Genomic DNA, 18,746 nt, shown 5'->3' with positions numbered 1-18,746 from the left:
AACCACCGCCGGCGAGGGCCGCCCCTTGTTTCGGGGCAGCCCCTTGCGTACGTGCGGGTCAGACCCGCTCCGCGCCCTGCCGATGGTCGGTCCGGTCCGGATGCGCGCCGGTGCGGCGGTGGCTGAGCGCCTCGCCCTCCACATCGACGCGCGGCAGCAGCCGGTCCAGTGGGCGCGGCAGCCACCAGGCCGCCGTGCCGAGAAGGGCGAGTACGGCGGGTACGAACGCCATGCGTACGACGAAGGCGTCGAACAGGACGGCGCTGGCAAGACCGAACCCGATCGTTTTGATGATGGCCTCGCTGCCGGTGATGAACCCGGAGAACACCGCCATCATGATCAGCGCAGCCGCCGTCACCACCCGCGCGCTGTGCCGGAACCCGGTGACGATGGCCTGATCGGGCCGCTCCCCGTGGACGTACGCCTCGCGCATCCGGGAGACCAGGAAGACCTCGTAGTCCATGGCGAGGCCGAAGACGATGCCCGCCAGGAAGATGGGCATCAAGCTCATGATCGGCCCGGTCTGCTCGACGCCCAGGAGTTCGGCCCCATTGCCCTGTTGAAAGACCAGGACGACCGTGCCGAGCGACGCGAGGACCGACAGGAGGAACCCGAGCGCGGCCTTGAGGGGCACCAGCACGGAACGGAAGACCAGCATCAGCAGTACAAAGGCCAAGCCGACCACGGTCAGCAGGTAGGGGATCAGCGCGTCCTGCATCTTCTGCGCGACGTCGATGTTGAGCGCGGTGGTACCGGTGACCTCGAAGGACGCACCGGTGGCGGACTCGGTCGCCGGCCGCTCGTCGCGGATGGTGTGGACGAGGTCCTTCGTCCGCTCGCTGGTGGGCGCGGTGGAGGGGACCGCGGTCAGTACCGCGGTGTCCCCCGCCTTGTTGAACCGGGCCGGGGAGACGGAGACGATGCCTTCGGTATCGGCGATCTTCACGGCGACCGCCGACACCGCGCCCTTCGGGTCGTCGGCGTGCCGCACATCCACGACGACGGTCAGCGGGCCGTTGAACCCGGGGCCGAATCCATCGGCGAGCGCATCGTAGGCGCGGCGCTCGGTGGTCGTGGTGGCCTTGGCCTCATCCCCCGGCATGCCGAGTTGCAGATCCATCGCTGGGATGGCGAGCGCGCCCAGGCTGGCGACCGAGCCGATCAGCACGGGCACGGGACGGCGCACGACAAACCGGGCCCAGCGGGTGCCCCAACTTTCGGCTCCTTCCGTCGAATCGCTGTCACCTCCGTTACGGAACCGGTCACCGCTCGTACGGAACCGGTCACCGCTCGTACGGAACCGGCTGCCCCTCTTACGCGCCGGGTCGCCGCCCTGACGGGCGCGGCGGGTGAGGACGGCGTTCGGCCACCAGCCGAGCAGCGCCGGTACCAAAGTCAGCGCGATCAACACACCGACCACGACCGCTCCCGCGGCGCCCAGCCCGATCTTGGTCAGCATCGGCACCCCCGCCACCGAGAGTCCGGCCAGCGCGATGACGACGGTGAGTCCGGCGAAGACGACCGCGGAACCTGCGGTGCCCGTCGCCAGGCCGGTTGCCTCCTGGGGGTCGTGCCCGTTGGCCCGCTCCTCGCGGTAGCGGGAGACCACGAACAGGGAGTAGTCGATGCCGACCGCGAGCCCGAGCATCATGGCCAGCTCGCCGGTCGTCGATGACAGGCCGAAGGCGTTGCCCAGGGCGATGATCGAGGCGAGGCTGATACCGACGCCGAGCAGGGCGGTGAGCAGCGGTAGCCCGGCGGCGGCCAGCGAACCGAAGGTGATCAGCAGCACCACCGCGGCGACGGCGACGCCGAGCACCTCGCCTATCCCGGCCGCGGATTCGCTCTCCAGCGCATCGCCGCCGACCTCTACGGTCAGGCCCCCGTCCCGGGCCTCGTCGACGGCGCCTTCCAACTCCTTCTTACTGGCGTCGGAGAGGTCGTCTGCCTTGGCGTCGTAGGTAATGGTGGCGTACGCCGTGGACGCGTCCTCGCTCACCCCTCGCCCTTCGAACGGGCTCACCGCTTCGGTGATGTGCGGCCCATCGGCCACCTTGGCGACCAGCGCGTCGATGGCCGAGCGGTGCTCGGTCGAGGTGACCTTCTGCCCGCCCGGAGCGACAAAGACAATCCGAGCACTGGCCCCCTCCGCCTCACCCCCGGGGTACCGCTCGTTGATGAGGTCGAACGCCTTTTGGGCCTCGATCCCCGGCATCGACGACGCGTCGTCGGGAGGGTCGGAGGCGTTAACTGCGCCGAAGAAGGCGGCAGCCAGGACCACTACCCACAGCAGCCCAACGCGACGGCGCCGCCGAAAGGCCCAACGGCCCAGTCGAAACAAGAAGGTCGCCATGGAAGAGGTCTCCGTATCTACTCTCGGGAACCTCTCCAGCCTTTCCGGGCGGGCCCTACCCCGTCGTCCTCGCTGCCGACCCTCCGGCGTACTCAATAACACGTACCTGCCGCCCTGAGCGTCGTCTCCCACTAGTACGACGAGGGCTCCCCTTTGCCACTTTGTCGCCAGCGCGCCCGGGCGCGGGGGCGCTGGGGCGCGGGGGGTGCGCGGGGCGCGGGGGGTGCGCGGGGCGCCCGGCGGCATGCGGGGCGCGCGGGCACTCAGCGAGCACGGGGCACCCGGGCGGGGGCGCGCCCGTCTGCACAACGCACCGGCCGCCCGGCGGAATGACTCCGCCGGGCGGCCGTTCGCCACCATTCGTCACTATGCGCGCGCAGCCGGCCCCGGAACGGTTGCCGACCACGCACCGTGGCCGGGCAGCCTGCCGGCTGCGCAGACAACGCCCCTAGCCGTAGGCGTTAGTTGTGGCTGTGCAGCGCCTCGTTCAGCCCGCCCCAGGAACCCGAACGCTGTAGGGCCTCAACGCGCCCGGTCGTGGAGTTTCGGCGGAAGAGCAGGTTGGTCACGCCTGACAGCTCCAGCGCCTTGACGACCTCCCCGTCCGGCAGCGCGACCCGCGTGCCTGCGGTGATGTAAAGACCCGCTTCCACCACGCAGTCGTCGCCGAGCGCGATCCCGATCCCGGCCTCCGCACCCAGCAGGCAGCGCTCGCCGATGGAGACGATCTGCTTGCCGCCTCCGGAGAGGGTGCCCATGATCGACGCGCCACCGCCGATGTCGGACCCGTTGCCGACGACGACACCGGCGCTGATACGGCCCTCGACCATCGAGGTGCCGAGGGTGCCCGCGTTGAAGTTGACGAAGCCCTCGTGCATGACCGTGGTCCCCGCGGCCAGGTGGGCACCGAGCCGCACCCGGTCGGCGTCGCCGATCCTGACCCCGGCGGGCGCCACGTAGTCCGTCATCCGTGGGAACTTGTCCACGCTGGTCACCTGGAGGTGCAGCCCCTCGGCGCGAGCCGCGAGCCGTACCCGCTCCAGCCGGTCCACCGGGACCGGGCCGAGCGAGGTCCAGGCAACGTTGGCCAGCAGCCCGAAGAGCCCGTCCAAGCTGACGCCGTGCGGCCGTACGAGCCGGTGGCTGAGCAGATGCAGTCGCAAATAGGCGTCGTGCGCGTCCAACGGCTTGTCGTCGAGCGAGGCGATGACCGTACGGACGGCCACAACCTCGACGCCACGGCGCAGGTCGGCGCCGAGCGCGGCGGGAGCGCCCGGGCCCAGGAGTTCGGCGACCCGCTCGTCGTCGGTGATGCGCTCGGTGCCGGCCGGCCCGGGCTCTGCGGCCAGTACGGGGGCGGGGAACCAGGTGTCGAGGACGGTGCCGTCCTCGCTGAGCGTGGCGAGCCCGGCGGCGACGGCGCCGGTCGTGCGGTGAGTAGCTGCGTCGGTCATGCTCGAACGCTAACCGGAGGCGGCCCACCGAGGCGAACCGGTCCGGCAGCCGGCCCCCACCTCGCTCACGGCCCCAGCACCCGTGCCAGCGCTTCTCGCACCTCGGCCCGCTCGAACCGCCGCCCCGTGAGCAGTGCCTGCAAGACCAGCCCGTCCGCCAGCGCGAGCAGCGCCCGGGCGCGGGCCTCGCCCCCGGTGTGCTCGGTGAGCAGCTCGACCATCGAGTCGAGCCACTCGGCGGCGATCGGCTGTAGCGCCTCGCGCCGCAGCGCGGCCAGATACAGCTCGTACTCAAGGCGGGCTCGCCCGGGGTCCCCGCTCAGATAGTCCATCAGCACATCGGTGACCGCGTCGGTCAGGGACTTCTTTCCCTCCAGCGCCCGCCGCCAGGTCAAGGGCGCCATTCCCGGCTCCGAGCACACCTGCCGCAACGCGGCGACCAACAGTTCGTCCAGGGTTGCGAAGTGGTACGTGGTCGAGCCGAGCGGCACATCCGCCTCGGCGGCAGCGGCCCGGTGGCTGAGCGCCTCGATGCCGCGCTCGGCCACGATGCGGATCGCGGCGTCGATGATGCGCTGTCTGCGGTCGGGATCGTATCGGCGGGCCATCAGTGCGCACCGCCGAGATTGAGTACGACGACTCCGGCGATGATCAGCAGCACCCCGCCGATCCGGGCGGCCGTCGCGGCCTCACCGAGAAAGATCATTCCGATGGCTGCCAGGACGGCCGTCCCGACGCCGGACCAGATCGCGTACGCCGTGCCAATGGACATGCTCTTGAGCGTGTGCGCGAGCAATGTGAAGGCGATCAGGTAACCAACTGCCGTGCCCAGCGACGGCCACAGCTTGCTGAATCCGTCGCTGAACTTCATGGCGGTAGTGGCCAGGATCTCGGCCGCGATCGCCAAGGAAAGCGTGAGGTACACCATGCGTACGAGCGTACACATCGTTGCGTACGTTCGTACATAACTCGGCCGGATTGGCTGCCCGACGCTCACCAATGCGGCCAGGATCTGACCTACATGCGGTCTACAGTCGGGCACGGCCGAACGGGAAACACCGGCCCGAGAAGACCCCCACCCGGCCACCCACCCGCGTACAAGGGACAGGAAACGCCCATGACCACAGCCCCGACGACACCTACAACCGCACCTGCCTCGTCACCCGCGCCCACACCCACATCCGCTACCGGGTCCGCTTCCGCCACGGTGGCCGCTGGCCCCGGGCCCGCGCCGGACGGTGAGCGCGCCGAGTTGCTGCGGGTGCTCGGCGAACAGCGCGCCACGCTGCTGATCGCCCTCCGTGGGCTGACCGACGACCAGGCCGCGCAGCGTTCCACGGTGAGCGAGCTGACCTTGGGCGGCATCGTGAAGCACCTCGCCCAGGGTGAGCGGGTGTGGACACAGCTGATGAGCGAGCGCCGCGGCAACACGCCTGACGGCATGTGGGACATGGGCCAGTACCAGATGAACGCCGGCGAGAGCCTGTCCGCGCTCCGAGACGCGTACGCCGCGGCGACTGCCGCCACGGACGCGGCCGTCGCGAACCTGCCCACCCTGGATGTGCCGGTGCCCCTACCGCCCGTCCCGTGGGACCCCCAGGCCACGCCCGAGACCTGGTCGGCGCGCCTGGTCCTGCTCCAACTGCTGCGCGAGACGGCCCAGCACGCGGGGCACGCCGACATCATCCGCGAGTCACTGGACGGCGCGAACACCACGGCCCAACTGGGCGACGCCGCCTGACGGCCGGCACCGTAGCGCCCGGTACCTCGGGAAAGCGTGAGGTGGCGAGGGCCGCGCACGGGCAGCACAACGCTGGGTCAGGCTCGCGTCCGCTGCCGCCTTCAGTAGGCTCAGCGACCGGAAAGTACGCGGCTTACGCGACTTCCTGCCATGTTCCAGTTGAGGAGAACCGTGCGCCTGACCATCGACCGACGCCTCACACTCGGTGCCGCCCTGCTCGCCATCGCGGTGACTGCGCCACCGGCTTCCGCCGCCACTTTTGCTCCGTCCGCCCCGTCCGCCCCGACACAGCAGACGGTCGCGCCCGCGCCTCCCGCCCCCGACAGTGCGGGCATCACGAAGGCCCTGCGCAACACCATCGCCGCCGGGGCCCCGGGCGCCATGACCCGCTTCACCGGGCCGACCGGCGTCCTGACGCGGGTGGAGGGAGTGCAGGACCGCACCACGGGCGCGGCCATGGACCCCCGCTCCCGCTTCCGCATCGGCAGCGTGACCAAGACGTTCTCGTCCGTCGTGCTGCTCCAGCTCGTGGACGAGGGCAAGCTGCGCCTGGACACGTCCGTCAACACCTACCTGCCCGGCCTGCTGCCCGACGACAACATCACGGTTCGTCATCTGCTGATGCACCAAAGCGGCTTGGCGGACTACACGAACGCGATGTTCGCGAAGACGGTCCCGGGGTTCGAGTCCGTACGCAACCGGGTCTTCACCTACCAAGAGCTCGTCAACCTCTCGCTGCGCGAGCCGTTGACGGCCAAACCAGGTGTCGCTTACCAGTATTCGAACACGAACTTCGTCGTGGTCGGCATGCTCATCGAGAAGGCCGCGGGCCGCTCGGTGGCCACGGAGTACGAGCGCCGCATCTTCAAGCCCCTAAAGCTGAAGAACACCTCGTACGTGCACCCCGCCAAGACCATCAAGGGCACGCACGCACGTGGCTACCTGCACCCGGACGAGGAGGGGGCGCCGCTGGTTGACTCAACCGAACAGACCGCGTCCTGGGCCCAATCCGCGGGCGCGATCATCTCCAACGAGGCCGACCTGAACACCTTCACTTCCGCCCTGCTCCGCGGCCGGCTGCTACCGACCAACACGCTGAACGCCATGCTCAAGATGAACCCGACCGACGCGGCCAAGACCCGGTTCTACGGCCTGGGGCTGCGCCGCTACGACCTCACATGCGGCACCTCGGTCTACGGTCACACCGGCACGGTGCAGGGCTTCTACACGTACGCGTTCAGCACCCGGGACGGGAAGCGCAGTCTCGCGTCGATGGCGAACACCTCAAACCGCGGAGCGGCCAACACGGCGCTAGGCGGCACCCTTGAGGCAGCCTTCTGCGGCAAGGCCCCCTCGCCGTCCGTAGCGCAGCAGCGCTCCAAGGCGGCTGTTGCACCCGAGGCCGACCTGCCAGAGAACCGCTGATCCCAGGCATTACCCCCACGGGCCGGCCGCCACTTCGCGGCGGACCGCCCCAGCGGATAGTCCCAACAGGGCCGGAACGGACACACCGTTCCGGCCCTGTTGCTGTCACCGCACCTGTCGTGCGGTGTACGAACTGCTAGGCCCTAAGCCAACTCCCCGGCTTTGACCCCGGCAACGAACGCCGACCACGCGGCGGCATCGAAAACGAGCGCCGGACCATGCGGGTCCTTGGAGTCACGAACGGGGACGCCACCCGCCTCCGCAGCGTGGGATGGAGCCCACTCGACGCAGGCATTTGCTTCGAGGCCGCTGTGGCTGGACTTGACCCAGCCTGTGAGGTGAGACGAATCCGTAATCACAAGTAAGTCTCCTCAAGGTATTGGCTGTTGTGTACCCAAGGCTCCGGTCGCACGCGACCGGAATGTCGCACGTCCCGCACCGCCCGCGCCCCTACAACGCTAGAAGAGCTCTCCGGTCTTGACCCCGGTAACGAACGACGACCAAGTCGCGACATCGAAGACGAGGACGGGGCCATCGGAATTTTTGCTGTCCCGCACCGGCACCGATCCCGTCGCTGGTATCTCATCGGGCGCCTATTCGACGCATTCGCCTACGTTTGCCCTGAATGTGAGGAGCCGGCCCACCGAACGCCACTCATCCGAAATCCTCCTTGATTATGGCGTCAAGCAGCCCCACCGAGTCGTTCGGAGAAGCTGACATGGCACTGAGTTGATCGTAGGCATCACACGCCTCGCGCACATCGTCCTCCTCAGCCAGAACGAACCCGCGGGGGAAGCCGTCAACGTGAGCAACCCTGCGCCCTTCAGCGAGGGACAACACCCCGAACGGGCAGACCCACCCGTGACGACTGCTGCCGACAGGCAGCATCTGCACGGCATTCGGTGGTGACGCCGCCAACTCACGCAAGCGGACGAGTTCGCGGCGGCCCGTGGAGCCTGGCTCGCCTTCGAGGATGAAGCCGCATTTTCCATGACGCCGCCGCAAACCAGGACCTGGTCGCGGCGTGGACGGACCCCGGTGGTGCGCGTCCGGGGCCGCCCCCGCAGACGGATCTCCATCGCCGCGCTGACCTGCTCTGAACCCGGCCACCGGTCCCGGCTGATCTACCGGCCGCGCAGGGACGACGGTCAGCGCGACGGACGCAAGAGCTTCGCCTGGCGCGACTACCGCGACCTGCTAATCGCCGCCCACCAGCAGCTCGGGGGCCCGATCGTGCTCGTCTGGGACAACCTCAACGTCCACAAGGCCGCCGGCCTGCGGGAGTTCGCTTCCTCCCGGGACTGGCTGACCATCTACTACCTGCCGCCCTACGCACCCGACCTCAATCCCGTCGAAGAGGTCTGGTCCCTGCTGCGGCGCGGCTGGCTCTCCAACGTCGCCTTCAACACCCCCGAACACCTCATCGAGCGCATCCGCCGCGGCCTGCGGCACATCCAGTACCGCAGCCACCTCATAGACGGCTGCCTCGCCGAAACCGGACTGACCATCAGACCCACCTGACCAGCAACACGACATCACGAGTTCAAGCTCAGCAGTCGCCACAGGGCCGGAACGGACACACCGTTCCGGCCCTGTTGCTGTCACCCGCACCTGTCGTGCGGTGTACGAACTGCCAGGCCCTAAGCCAACTCCCCCGCTTTGACCCCGGCAACAAACGACGACCACGCGGCGGCATCGAAAACGAGCGCCGGACCATGCGGGTCCTTGGAGTCACGGACGGGGACGCCACCCGCCTCCGCAGCGCGGGACGGAGCCCACTCGACGCAGGCGTTCTCGACGCCGCTGTGGCTGGACTTCACCCAGCCTGCCAGCCGGGACGAATCCATGATCATACGTACCCCTCCACATAGGATTGGATCAACGGCAGGGACTCAGCGTGGGTCAAAGCTTGCGACCGTACGACGTCGAACCGCTGCTCCAGATCAACGATCTCGCGCGGTGTATCGATAACAGCCCCGGTGGCGAAGCTTTCAACCAGGCAACGCTTCCGCCCCTCCTTCATCGTCAGCATAGTGAGGCTACCCCCCAGAAATGGATGGAACGCCTGCCCGAAAGGCACGACTTGCAGCCGCGTATGAGCACTTTCAGCGAAGCTCAGAAGGTGCCGTAATTGTTCAACCATGACGCCTCGGTCCGAAGTTGGCCGCTTTAGTGCCGCTTCGTCCATAACTGCCCAAATGAGTGGCGGCGGCGTGCGGTCGAACAAGCGCTGACGATTCATACGCCTCTGCACTCGCTTTTCAACCTCTGGGATAAGAGCAGCCGAGAGACCGGTGACCATCAACTCTCTTGCGTAGTCGGCCGTTTGCAGGAGACCAGGAATCAGGGAGCTAGCGAAGACTTCGACGCGCTCCGCACGAGCTTCCTGATCGATGAAATCCTGAGAATAGGCAGTAACGAGCGATTCCTGGGCCATACACACCAGATCGATGAACATTCCCTGCGTACCGAAATGCACATCAAGAGCGTCCGCGAGAGTTTGCGAAGGTAGCTGCTCGATTCGTTCCACTCGACTGATGTAGGAGTACGGAAACCCAACGGATTCCGCCAGAGCCCGTTGCGACTGGCCCGTTGCCTCACGACACCTTTTGAGTTGCCTTCCGATCAAGGCATGCGGAGTCACCTTGTAGTCGTCGTCGTGAAGTTCCACTACGCCTCCCGCTTTGCGACTAATGGCCAGTCGGTCTCACCAGCAATGTGGACCCACCGCGACCATAGCGCAAAACTGTGATGACCTGATCACGTTCGGTGACTCAGGCAAGCAACCGCCCCTGCCGTCGAGAGACCCCGACATGCCTGATGGCCACCTCACCCGCATGACCCTCCGCTGCTACCGAATGTCTCCCGGGTTGCCGCCCCAGCCGCTCGGTCCGACAACCGTGGTCACCATCGACAAAGAGTTCACTCCCCCATCGGAGAACCGCAGTTGGCCCCCATGCCGGTGCCCTCGTCACCGCTACAGCGAGGAGGAGGGCGTATGACCAGCATCGGCAACCGCGCCCTCGTTCTGACCGGTCACCACACCGTGCGCACCGCCGATGGCACCGTTCTGCGGTTCTTCCTCGGCCGCGCCCGCGCCCAAGCCCATGCCAACCTGTCCCATCCCACGTGCGGATGGGAGCCCGTGGCGGACTTCGAGTTTCAACACGCTTACGAAAACGCGCTGTTCGACCCGCAAGGGCTGAAGTCCGGTGAATTGCGCGCCAACGCGCACCGTATTCAGCTTCCGCTGGACGCGCTCGCCGGGGCGGGTGGGTTCTTTTGGTCGGACGGGGCGGACGAGGCCGGGATCATGACCACCAACGGCAACACACCCGGCGAGTGCGGCCTCGACCATCTGACCGACCTCCCCAGGGGCTCCGGTGATGCGTCGTGACCAGTCGGCACATCCGAGTCGCCTTGCTGGTGTGGAAGCCACTGAATCCTGACGCACCGGGGGACGTGACCTGCGGCATGCCGCAGGTCCTACTGACCCGCTCCGACACCACCCCGTGGCAGGTGCCGAGCGTCGTCCTGCGCCCCGGTGAGCTGGTGATCTGCGCAACCGAGCGCGCCGCGTACGCGCTCGGGTTGGACCTGACCCCGCAACACCGGGTCTTGGCTACGAGCCTTCGCCACCCCGAGAGCATGACGCTGGTCGTGGACGGCGGGTGGGTCTCGGGCACGGATGCGCGGGTAGCAGCCGGCGAACTCGGCCCGTGCCGCTGCCACCCCGGCTCTCACCGCAGGCGGTGGGCAGCCTGGTCGGAACTGGACGACGTGATGATCCGCGCGCTGCGTGCCGCAGTGATCATCCAGCCGCTGAAGGAGACCCGTCGATAATGCCCTTGCCGCGCCATTGGGAGACACACACGCACGGCTATGCCGCGTTCTGCCTCAGGGACGGCGACGAGTGCGAAGCAGAGGCAGACGACAGACTCACCGTCGCCGAAGTAGACGTATGGATGGCCACCCACCGCGCACACAGCGGCCATGCCCGATTCCACGTCACCAGCTTCGGCACTGCCAGCCTCTGCGAGAGCGAAGCGCCGCTGCTCTTGCCCGCCGCCGTGCCCGCCTTCCGACTTCTCGCGACCGCCGCCCTGGCATGTATCGACCACGTGTGGTCACGCGGTTACGTCCACGCGCTCGCCCGCTTGAACAAGCAGGCTCGATGACAGACGCCCCTACGAGGGAGGCGCTACGGCCCGGCGTCTAACGGGAGGCGCACACCCCCCTGTACTCCGAAAAGCAGGAACGCCCGGTGGGCGACACCGACCCCCACAAGAGGTCGGCCTCACACACCGGGCTGTCACACTGGCCTCACACACCGGGCTCTCACGACGAGCCGTCACCGCGAGGCGCGACTCAGACGTTGAAGCCCAGCGCCCGAAGCTGCTCGCGGCCATCGTCGGTGATCTTGTCCGGGCCCCACGGCGGCATCCAGACCCAGTTGATACGCAGCTCGTTGACGATGCCCTCGGTGGCCGACTTCGCCTGGTCCTCGATGACATCGGTCAGCGGACAGGCCGCCGAGGTCAACGTCATGTCGAGGGTGGCGATATTGGCATCGTCGACGTGGACGCCGTAGATCAGGCCCAGGTTGACGACGTCGATTCCCAGCTCGGGGTCCACGACGTCGTACAGCGCCTCGCGGACCTCCTCCTCGCTGGCGGGCTTGGTGGTCGTTGCGTTCTCGCTCATGCGGTCTTCCTCCCAGTGCCCTCGCCCAGTGCCTGGGCCGTGGCGTCTTTCCAGGCCATCCAGCTCAGCAGTGCGCACTTCACTCGTGCCGGGTACTTCGAGACGCCCGCGAACGCGACGGCGTCCTCCAGGATCTCTTCCATCGCATCGTCCGGCTCGACCTTGCCCTTGGACTGCATCAGCTCAAGGAAGGCCCCCTGGACCTTGCCGGCCTCGGCGAGGTCCTTGCCGACGAGCAGATCATTGAGCACCGAGGCGCTCGCCTGACTGATGGAGCAACCCTGCCCCTCGTACGAGATGTCGGCGATGGTCTCGCCGTCCAACCGCACCCGGAGCGTGATCTCATCACCGCAGGTCGGGTTGACGTGGTGCACTTCGGCATCGCCATCCCGAAGCCCCCGGCCGTGCGGGTGCTTGTAGTGGTCCAGGATGACGTCCTGGTACATCGAATCCAGCTTCACGAGTCAGCAGCCCCTACCCGAAGAAGTTCCGTACATGCTCCAGCCCATCGACCAGGGCATCGACCTCGGCCGGCGTGGAGTACAGATAGAACGACGCTCGCGTCGTCGCAGGAATTCCGTACCGCAGGCAGACGGGTCGAGCACAGTGGTGGCCGACCCGGACCGCGATGCCCTGTTCGTCCAGTACCTGCCCCACGTCATGCGGGTGGATGTCACCGAGCGTGAAGGAAATCGCCGCTCCGCGGTCCTCGGCCGTCGTCGGGCCGATGATGCGCAGATCGGGCACCTCGTGGAAGCGGCGCACCGCGTACTCGGTGATCGCGTGCTCATGCGCCTCGATACGGTCCATGCCGATCGCTGTGAGGTAGTCCACGGCCGCGCCAAGGCCAACGGCCTGGGCGATCGGGGGCGTCCCCGCCTCGAACTTGTGCGGTGCCGGAGCGTAGGTCGAGGAGTGCATCGAGACGGTTTCGATCATCTCGCCGCCACCGAGGAAGGGCGGCAGGTCCTCAAGGAGCTCTTGGCGGCCCCACAGCACGCCAATGCCGGTGGGGGCGCACATCTTGTGGCCGGTGAAGGCCACAAAGTCGGCCTGGAGCGCCTGCACGTCGAGCACCATGTGCGGTGCCGCCTGCGAGGCGTCGATCAAGACCAGCGCACCGACCTCCTGGGCGCGGCGCACGATGGCCTCGACCGGGTTGATGGTGCCGAGGATGTTGGAGACCAGCACAAACGAAACGATCTTCGTTCGGGGCGTGATGATCTCGTCGATGTTCGACAGGTCGAGACGGCCCTCGTCGGTGAGCCCGAACCACTTCAGCTTCGCGCCCGTGCGCTGCGAGAGCAACTGCCACGGGACGATGTTGGAGTGGTGCTCCATCTCCGTGATGACGATCTCGGTCTCGTGGTCCACGCGGTAGGGCTCATCGGCCCAGCCGAGCATGTTGGCCACGAGGTTCAGCGACTCGGAGGCGTTCTTGGTGAAGATCACCTCGTTGCGGCTGGGCGCGTTGATGAACTCCGCGACCTTGTCCCGCGCGCCCTCGTACAGCGCGGTGGCCTCTTCGGCCAGGACGTGGACCCCACGGTGCACGTTGGAGTTGTGCCGCTCGTAGTACGCGTTGAGGGCGTCGAGCACCTGGCGCGGCTTTTGCGATGTCGCCGCGTTGTCCAGGTAAACGAGCTTCTTGCCATCGTGGACCACACGGTCCAAGACGGGAAAGTCCTTACGGATCGCCTCGGTGTCGAGGAGGCCCGGCAACGGTGTCACGCCCCTCCCCTTTCGGTCGTGGCTTGGCCCGCGCGGCCCTTCCTCGCCGCTGGCGAGCGGGAAAGTACGATCCGCGGGTCATGGTCCTTCCGCGGGCCAATGGCCTCGCGTGCGGGTGTCACGAGGTTGCGCCGCCCTTCACGTACGCCTCGTAGCCCTCGTTCTCCAGCTTGTCAGCAAGCTCGGCACCGCCGGACTCGGCGATCCGGCCATGTGCGAAGACATGCACGAAGTCAGGCTTGATGTAGCGCAGGATGCGGGTGTAGTGGGTGATCAGCAGGGTGCCGACCTCGCCGCTCTCGCGCACTCGGTTGACGCCGTCGGACACGACGCGCAGCGCGTCCACGTCCAGGCCGGAGTCCGTCTCGTCCAGGACCGCGATCTTGGGCCTGAGCAGTTCGAGCTGAAGGATCTCGTGGCGCTTCTTCTCGCCGCCGGAGAAGCCCTCGTTCACGTTGCGCTCGGCGAACACGGGGTCGATGGAAAGCCGCTCCATGGCCGCCTTGACCTCCTTGACCCACAGCCGCAGCTTGGGGGCCTCGCCGCGGATGGCGGTGGCGGAGGTGCGCAAGAAGTTGGAGACGGAGACGCCGGGCACCTCAACCGGGTACTGCATGGCGAGGAAGACGCCGGCTCGCGCCCGCTCATCGACGGACATCTCCAGGACGTTCTCGCCGTCCAGCGTGACGGTGCCGCCGGTGACGGTGTACTTCGGGTGTCCCGCGAGGGAGTACGCGAGGGTGGACTTCCCGGAGCCGTTCGGGCCCATGATCGCGTGCGTCTCGCCCTGCTTCACGGTCAGGTTGACGCCGCGCAAGATCTCCTGGGGGCCGTTGTCGGCCTCGACGGAGACGTGCAGGTCGTGGATCTCAAGCGTTGCCATGGGTGCCTCAGGACTCCTGGGTGACGGAGACGAGCACAGAAGCCTCTGGGCCGTCCCCTTCGATCTTGACGGGGTATACGGGTACGGGGCGCGTCGCGGGTAGCCCGGACGGCTTGCCGGTGCGCAGATCAAAGCTCGATCCATGCAACCAGCACTCGATGGAGCAGTCGTCCACCTCGCCCTCGGACAGCGAGACGTTCGCGTGCGAGCAGATGTCGTTGATCGCGAACACCTCACCCGCGGTGCGGACGAGCGAAACGGGGACCCCGTTCAGCTCCACCCGCTTGGGGGCATCCTCTTCGAGCTCGCTGAGCGCGCAAGCCCGCAGGAAAGGGGCAGTCATCCGACGGACGCCTCCAGTTCGGCTTCGATCTTGGTGAGCAGGCGCTCCTCGACGTCCGGGATGCCGATCTGCTGGACCAGTTCGGCGAAGAAGCCGCGGACCACCAGGCGGCGGGCCTCATCGGCCGGGATGCCGCGCGCCATCAGATAGAAGAGTTGCTCATCGTCGAACCGGCCAGTTGCCGAAGCATGCCCGGCCCCGACGATCTCACCGGTCTCGATCTCCAGGTTCGGCACCGAATCCACGCGCGCGCCATCGGTGAGGACCAGGTTCCGGTTGAGCTCGTAGGTGTCGGTGCCCTCGGCCGCGGCGCGGATGAGTACGTCACCGATCCACACCGCGTGCGCGCCCTGGCCCTGGAGCGCGCCCTTGTAGACCACATTGCTCCGGCAGTGCGGGGCGTCGTGGTCCACGAAGAGCCGGTGCTCCTGGTGCTGACCGTCGTCGGTGAAGTACAGGCCGTACAGCTCGGCCTCGCCACCGGGACCGGCGTAGGTGATCCGCGGCTGCAACCGCACGAGGTCGCCGCCGAAGGTGACGATGACGGACTTGAACGAGGCGTCCCGGCCGACCAGCGCGGTGTGCTGTGCCACGTGCACCGCCTCGTCGTCCCAGTCCTGCACGGACACGACGGTCAGCTTGGCGCCGTCGCCGACGACGAACTCGACGTTGGCGGCGAGCGTGGCGTCACCGGTGTGGTCGATGACGACCAGGGCCTCGGCGAAGGCGCCCAGCTCAATGACCTGGTGAGCGAAGGCCACGCCGCCCTCGCCGTGGACGCCGATGCGCACCGGCTCGGTGAGCACCGTGTCCTTGGGCACGGAGATTACCGACGCCTTCTCGAACGCGCTGTACGCCTGGGCGGCGACGCGGTCCACCGGCTTGCCGGCCCGGCCGAGCCTGGGGTCCTGTCGGTCCACGGTCTCGACGGTGACGCCCTCGGGGGCGTCCACATCGATCCGCAAGCCCCCCTTGGCTTCGGCCGTACCGTCGTGCAGGCCCCGTAGGCGCTCCAGCGGCGTGAACCGCCACTCCTCCTCGCGGCCGTGCGGCACCGGGAAGTCCGCCACGTCATACGAGGCGGGGGCGCTCACCCGGGCATCGATGGGCTGCGGCGCCCCGCCGACCTGAATAGCGCCGTCGGTGGTGCTGCCGGCGGGAGTGTTCTCAGCCATGGCTGTCGTGGTGCTCTCTCTCTGCGTCAGAAAACAGTGCTGCTTTTAGCGGTACGCGCCGGCCATCAGCCGACCGCACCCTCCATTTGCAGCTCGATCAGCCGGTTGAGCTCCAGCGCGTACTCCATGGGCAGCTCGCGGGCGATCGGCTCGACGAAGCCACGCACGATCATGGCCATCGCCTCGTCCTCGGACAGACCGCGGCTCATCAGGTAGAAGAGCTGGTCGTCGCTGACCTTGGAGACCGTCGCCTCGTGCCCCATGGACACGTCGTCCTCACGGACGTCCACGTAGGGATAGGTGTCCGAGCGCGAGATGGTGTCCACCAGCAGGGCGTCACACAGCACGTTCGACTTGGAGCCGTGGGCCCCCTCGGCGATCTCGATCAGACCGCGGTAGGAGGTACGACCGCCGCCTCGGGCCACCGACTTGGAGACGATGTTCGAGGAGGTGTTCGGCGCCATGTGGACCATCTTGGCGCCCGCGTCCTGGTGCTGGCCGGCGCCGGAGAAGGCGATCGACAGCGTCTCACCCTTGGCGTGCTCACCCATCAGGTAGACGGCCGGGTACTTCATGGTGACCTTGGAGCCGATGTTGCCATCAACCCACTCCATGGTCGCGCCCTCGTAAGCAACGGCGCGCTTGGTGACCAGGTTGTAGACGTTGTTCGACCAGTTTTGGATCGTCGTGTAGCGGCAGCGACCGCCCTTCTTCACGATGATCTCCACGACGGCGCTGTGCAGCGAGTCGGAGGAGTAGATCGGGGCGGTACAGCCCTCGACGTAGTGCACGTAGGCGTTCTCATCGACGATGATCAGCGTCCGCTCGAACTGGCCCATGTTCTCCGTGTTGATACGGAAGTAGGCCTGGAGCGGAATGTCCACGCGGACACCCGGCGGGACGTAGATGAACGAGCCACCGGACCACACGGCCGAGTTCAGCGACGCGAACTTGTTGTCGCCAATGGGGATCACGGTGCCGAAGTATTCCTGGAAGAGCTCCGGGTGCTCCTTGAGCGCCGTGTCAGTGTCCAGGAACAGCACGCCCTGCTCCTCCAGATCCTCACGGATCTGGTGGTAGACGACCTCTGACTCGTACTGCGCGGCGACACCGGCAACCAAGCGCTGCTTCTCGGCCTCCGGGATGCCCAGCCTGTCGTAGGTGTTCTTGATGTCCTCCGGCAGGTCTTCCCAGCTCGTGGCCTGCTTTTCGGTGGAGCGCACAAAGTATTTGATGTTGTCGAAGTCGATGCCCGACAGGTCCGAACCCCACGTCGGCATCGGCTTCTTGCCGAACAGCTTCAGGCCCTTGAGCCGAAGCTTCAGCATCCACTCGGGTTCCGACTTCTTCGCGGAGATGTCGCGGACGACCTCTTCGGAAAGGCCGCGCTTGGCACCGGTACCGGCGACGTCGGAGTCGGCCCAGCCGTATTCGTACGTGCCCAGGCCCTCAAGCTCAGGGTGAGCAGTCTCCGTGGGGAGAGTCATTCGGGTTTCCTCCCGGACGTGCTTGCGGATGCTGTGGTGAACGCGTTGGTCGCGTTGGTCTTCTTCTTCGGGATGAACGTCGTGCACACCCCGTCGCCATGGGCGATGGTGGCCAGTCGCTGCACATGGGTCCCGAGCAGGTGGGAGAAGACCTCGGTCTCCGCCTCACAAAGCTGCGGGAACTGCTCGGCGACATGCGCAACCGGGCAGTGGTGCTGGCAGAGCTGTTCACCTAGTTGAGGGTTGGGTGCGCTGCGCGCCGTAGCAGCGTACCCGTCGGCGGTCAATGCCTTGGCCAGGGCCTCCGTGCGGGACTCCGGGGCCGCGGCCTCGATTGCCGCTCGGTATCCCACCGCCTGCGCGGCCAGCCGGGCGCGGGCAAACGCCGCTACGGCGGCCTCGCCCATCTGTCCCCCGCCGGCCGACTGCGCGATCCAGCGCAACGCATCGGTGGCCAACTGGTCGTACGCCTGATCGAAGGCGTCCCGGCCGCAGTCCGTCAGCACGAAGACCTTGGCCGGACGGCCCCGGCCCCGCGCGCCATACACCCGCTGCTCGCGGGGCTCGACGACGCCCTCGGCCACCAAAGTGTCCAGATGGCGACGCACGGCGGCCTGAGTGATCTTGAGCCGCTGGGCGACCTCGGCCGCGGTGGACGGGCCATGGTCGAGAATGGAGCGCGCCACCCGGTTACGGGTGCTGCGCTGGTCGTCATGGGTGGTTACGGGAGGCACGCCAGCCACCGCGGCCGGCTGGGCCGCGGGCTCCTGGTGTTCGCTCACGTATTTCACAACGCCATTGTTGCGTAATTCCCCAGGCCGATACAACCCGCTCCGAAACTGCCTTCGGTGGGGTGCGTCACTTAGGGAGACCTAAGTTGACCTGCGTGAATGATCACGAGCCAGGAACGGTAGTGGAGGGCTCGCACACCACTGGAGTCATCCCGCGGACCACCGCGACCGCCGGCCCAGCAGCCGCGCTCCCCAACGATCATGGATTGACCTGCGGGTACGCACAGGCTTCGGAAGGCGACCCGCGACAGGCAGTACCGCGCCGCGCACCGGGCCGGCTGGTGCGGAAGGGCTGCCGCCCGGTGGACGGCCGCTAGACGGCGTGGCGGACTCCGACGGTTCGCTGCCTAAGGGAAGACCGTAAACCAGCCATCTCGTGAAAAACCGGCAAAGGCGCCGGACCCTTGGCAGTCCCAGCCATCGCTCACGGCAGGCGGCGAAGTCGCACCCCACCAGCCCGCGCACCCCACAGGCCCCGAAAAAAGCATGCGCCCGGGCCCCACGGGGGTGGGCGCACGGAAGCTGCCGCCCGGCGCGGGGCCGCTCGGGGCAACAGGCGTACGCCATGGGAGCGCTCCGCACTCGGTCGCGCGCCCCCTCACCTCGCCCCCTAGCAGGGGCCTGCCGCCCAACGGGTGGTCATCGCTTCGTAGACTGCC

The 18,746-nt window shown here is 67.4% G+C and carries 22 protein-coding genes and 1 pseudogene; 6 read left to right on the top strand and 17 right to left on the bottom strand.

What is annotated here, in order from left to right; genetic code table 11:
- Positions 1–58 precede the first annotated feature (58 nt).
- The 4 genes from FHS42_RS03230 to FHS42_RS03215 form a co-directional block, all read right to left on the bottom strand.
- Complete coding sequence (locus FHS42_RS03230; RefSeq protein WP_184568917.1) at positions 59–2,353, bottom strand: MMPL family transporter; 2,295 nt, start codon at positions 2,351–2,353, stop codon at positions 59–61.
- Positions 2,354–2,814: 461 nt separating this feature from the next.
- A complete protein-coding gene (dapD, locus tag FHS42_RS03225; RefSeq protein WP_184568916.1) occupies positions 2,815–3,807 on the bottom strand; it encodes a 2,3,4,5-tetrahydropyridine-2,6-dicarboxylate N-succinyltransferase in 993 nt (330 codons plus the stop codon).
- A 65-nt stretch (positions 3,808–3,872) separates the two neighbouring features.
- Positions 3,873–4,415, bottom strand: a complete 543-nt coding sequence (locus tag FHS42_RS03220; RefSeq protein WP_184568915.1) for a TetR/AcrR family transcriptional regulator — start codon at positions 4,413–4,415, stop codon at positions 3,873–3,875.
- Positions 4,415–4,735 carry a DMT family transporter gene (locus FHS42_RS03215; protein WP_184568914.1) on the bottom strand — a complete coding sequence of 107 codons (321 nt, stop codon included), beginning with the start codon at positions 4,733–4,735 and terminating at the stop codon, positions 4,415–4,417. The genes FHS42_RS03220 and FHS42_RS03215 overlap by 1 nt, the downstream gene beginning before the upstream one ends.
- Before the next feature lie 189 nt (positions 4,736–4,924).
- Here FHS42_RS03215 and FHS42_RS03210 point away from each other — a divergent pair, with 189 nt between their 5' ends.
- Together FHS42_RS03210 and FHS42_RS03205 are read left to right on the top strand one after the other, a co-directional pair.
- Positions 4,925–5,548, top strand: a complete 624-nt coding sequence (locus FHS42_RS03210) for a mycothiol transferase (RefSeq protein ID WP_184568913.1) — start codon at positions 4,925–4,927, stop codon at positions 5,546–5,548.
- Positions 5,549–5,719: 171 nt separating this feature from the next.
- On the top strand, positions 5,720–6,973 hold the full coding sequence (locus FHS42_RS03205; protein ID WP_312866682.1) for a serine hydrolase domain-containing protein: 1,254 nt from the start codon (positions 5,720–5,722) through the stop codon (positions 6,971–6,973).
- 143 nt (positions 6,974–7,116) lie between these two features.
- On the opposite strand, the gene FHS42_RS03200 is transcribed toward FHS42_RS03205, so the two are convergent.
- The 3 genes from FHS42_RS03200 to FHS42_RS39335 all read right to left on the bottom strand — a co-directional run bounded on the left by FHS42_RS03200 (position 7,117) and on the right by FHS42_RS39335 (position 7,861).
- Positions 7,117–7,332, bottom strand: coding sequence for a DUF397 domain-containing protein (locus tag FHS42_RS03200; RefSeq protein WP_184568911.1), 216 nt, complete (start codon positions 7,330–7,332; stop codon positions 7,117–7,119).
- 99 nt (positions 7,333–7,431) lie between these two features.
- Positions 7,432–7,536, bottom strand: coding sequence for a DUF397 domain-containing protein (locus tag FHS42_RS36540; RefSeq protein WP_376772511.1), 105 nt, complete (start codon positions 7,534–7,536; stop codon positions 7,432–7,434).
- A 91-nt stretch (positions 7,537–7,627) separates the two neighbouring features.
- On the bottom strand, positions 7,628–7,861 hold the full coding sequence (locus FHS42_RS39335) for a Scr1 family TA system antitoxin-like transcriptional regulator (RefSeq protein ID WP_446696871.1): 234 nt from the start codon (positions 7,859–7,861) through the stop codon (positions 7,628–7,630).
- A 51-nt stretch (positions 7,862–7,912) separates the two neighbouring features.
- Here FHS42_RS39335 and FHS42_RS03190 point away from each other — a divergent pair.
- Positions 7,913–8,494 (top strand): annotated as a pseudogene (locus FHS42_RS03190) (IS630 family transposase); the annotation flags it as partial.
- A gap of 119 nt (positions 8,495–8,613) precedes the next feature.
- On the opposite strand, the gene FHS42_RS03185 reads toward FHS42_RS03190, so the two are convergent.
- Both FHS42_RS03185 and FHS42_RS03180 read right to left on the bottom strand, forming a co-directional pair.
- Positions 8,614–8,826, bottom strand: coding sequence for a DUF397 domain-containing protein (locus FHS42_RS03185; protein ID WP_184568909.1), 213 nt, complete (start codon positions 8,824–8,826; stop codon positions 8,614–8,616).
- Complete coding sequence (locus FHS42_RS03180) at positions 8,823–9,644, bottom strand: helix-turn-helix domain-containing protein (protein WP_184568908.1); 822 nt, start codon at positions 9,642–9,644, stop codon at positions 8,823–8,825. Before FHS42_RS03180 ends, FHS42_RS03185 begins: the two co-directional genes overlap by 4 nt.
- Positions 9,645–9,971: 327 nt before the next feature.
- On the opposite strand from FHS42_RS03180, the gene FHS42_RS03175 reads away from it, so the two are divergent.
- From FHS42_RS03175 to FHS42_RS03165, 3 genes are read left to right on the top strand one after another with little or no spacing between them, the layout of a single operon-like run.
- Complete coding sequence (locus FHS42_RS03175) at positions 9,972–10,370, top strand: hypothetical protein (RefSeq protein WP_184568907.1); 399 nt, start codon at positions 9,972–9,974, stop codon at positions 10,368–10,370.
- Positions 10,367–10,816, top strand: a complete 450-nt coding sequence (locus FHS42_RS03170) for a hypothetical protein (protein WP_184568906.1) — start codon at positions 10,367–10,369, stop codon at positions 10,814–10,816. Before FHS42_RS03175 ends, FHS42_RS03170 begins: the two co-directional genes overlap by 4 nt.
- Entirely contained in the window at positions 10,816–11,151 is a 336-nt protein-coding gene (locus tag FHS42_RS03165) for a hypothetical protein (RefSeq protein WP_184568905.1), read from the top strand. Before FHS42_RS03170 ends, FHS42_RS03165 begins: the two co-directional genes overlap by 1 nt.
- A gap of 190 nt (positions 11,152–11,341) precedes the next feature.
- On the opposite strand, the gene FHS42_RS03160 is transcribed toward FHS42_RS03165, so the two are convergent.
- The 8 genes from FHS42_RS03160 to FHS42_RS03125 form a co-directional block, all read right to left on the bottom strand.
- Positions 11,342–11,677, bottom strand: coding sequence for a metal-sulfur cluster assembly factor (locus FHS42_RS03160; protein WP_184568904.1), 336 nt, complete (start codon positions 11,675–11,677; stop codon positions 11,342–11,344).
- Positions 11,674–12,138: a Fe-S cluster assembly sulfur transfer protein SufU gene (sufU, locus tag FHS42_RS03155; RefSeq protein ID WP_184568903.1), complete on the bottom strand. Its 465-nt coding sequence runs from the start codon at positions 12,136–12,138 to the stop codon at positions 11,674–11,676. Before sufU ends, FHS42_RS03160 begins: the two co-directional genes overlap by 4 nt.
- A 13-nt stretch (positions 12,139–12,151) precedes the next feature.
- On the bottom strand, positions 12,152–13,408 hold the full coding sequence (locus FHS42_RS03150) for a cysteine desulfurase (RefSeq protein ID WP_184568902.1): 1,257 nt from the start codon (positions 13,406–13,408) through the stop codon (positions 12,152–12,154).
- A gap of 118 nt (positions 13,409–13,526) precedes the next feature.
- A complete protein-coding gene (gene sufC / locus FHS42_RS03145) occupies positions 13,527–14,291 on the bottom strand; it encodes a Fe-S cluster assembly ATPase SufC (RefSeq protein WP_184568901.1) in 765 nt (254 codons plus the stop codon).
- A 7-nt stretch (positions 14,292–14,298) separates the two neighbouring features.
- On the bottom strand, positions 14,299–14,634 hold the full coding sequence (locus tag FHS42_RS03140; protein ID WP_184568900.1) for a non-heme iron oxygenase ferredoxin subunit: 336 nt from the start codon (positions 14,632–14,634) through the stop codon (positions 14,299–14,301).
- Positions 14,631–15,809, bottom strand: coding sequence for a Fe-S cluster assembly protein SufD (gene sufD / locus FHS42_RS03135; RefSeq protein ID WP_184568899.1), 1,179 nt, complete (start codon positions 15,807–15,809; stop codon positions 14,631–14,633). The genes FHS42_RS03140 and sufD overlap by 4 nt, the downstream gene beginning before the upstream one ends.
- 65 nt (positions 15,810–15,874) lie before the next feature.
- Complete coding sequence (sufB, locus tag FHS42_RS03130) at positions 15,875–17,296, bottom strand: Fe-S cluster assembly protein SufB (protein WP_184568898.1); 1,422 nt, start codon at positions 17,294–17,296, stop codon at positions 15,875–15,877.
- Positions 17,293–18,087: a helix-turn-helix transcriptional regulator gene (locus tag FHS42_RS03125; protein ID WP_184568897.1), complete on the bottom strand. Its 795-nt coding sequence runs from the start codon at positions 18,085–18,087 to the stop codon at positions 17,293–17,295. Before FHS42_RS03125 ends, sufB begins: the two co-directional genes overlap by 4 nt.
- Between the last annotated feature and the right edge of the window lie 659 nt (positions 18,088–18,746).

The sequence above is a fragment of the Streptomyces zagrosensis genome (genome assembly GCF_014203645.1).
GTDB lineage: Bacteria > Actinomycetota > Actinomycetes > Streptomycetales > Streptomycetaceae > Streptomyces > Streptomyces zagrosensis.
This window is presented reverse-complemented; position numbering and strand designations above follow the sequence as displayed.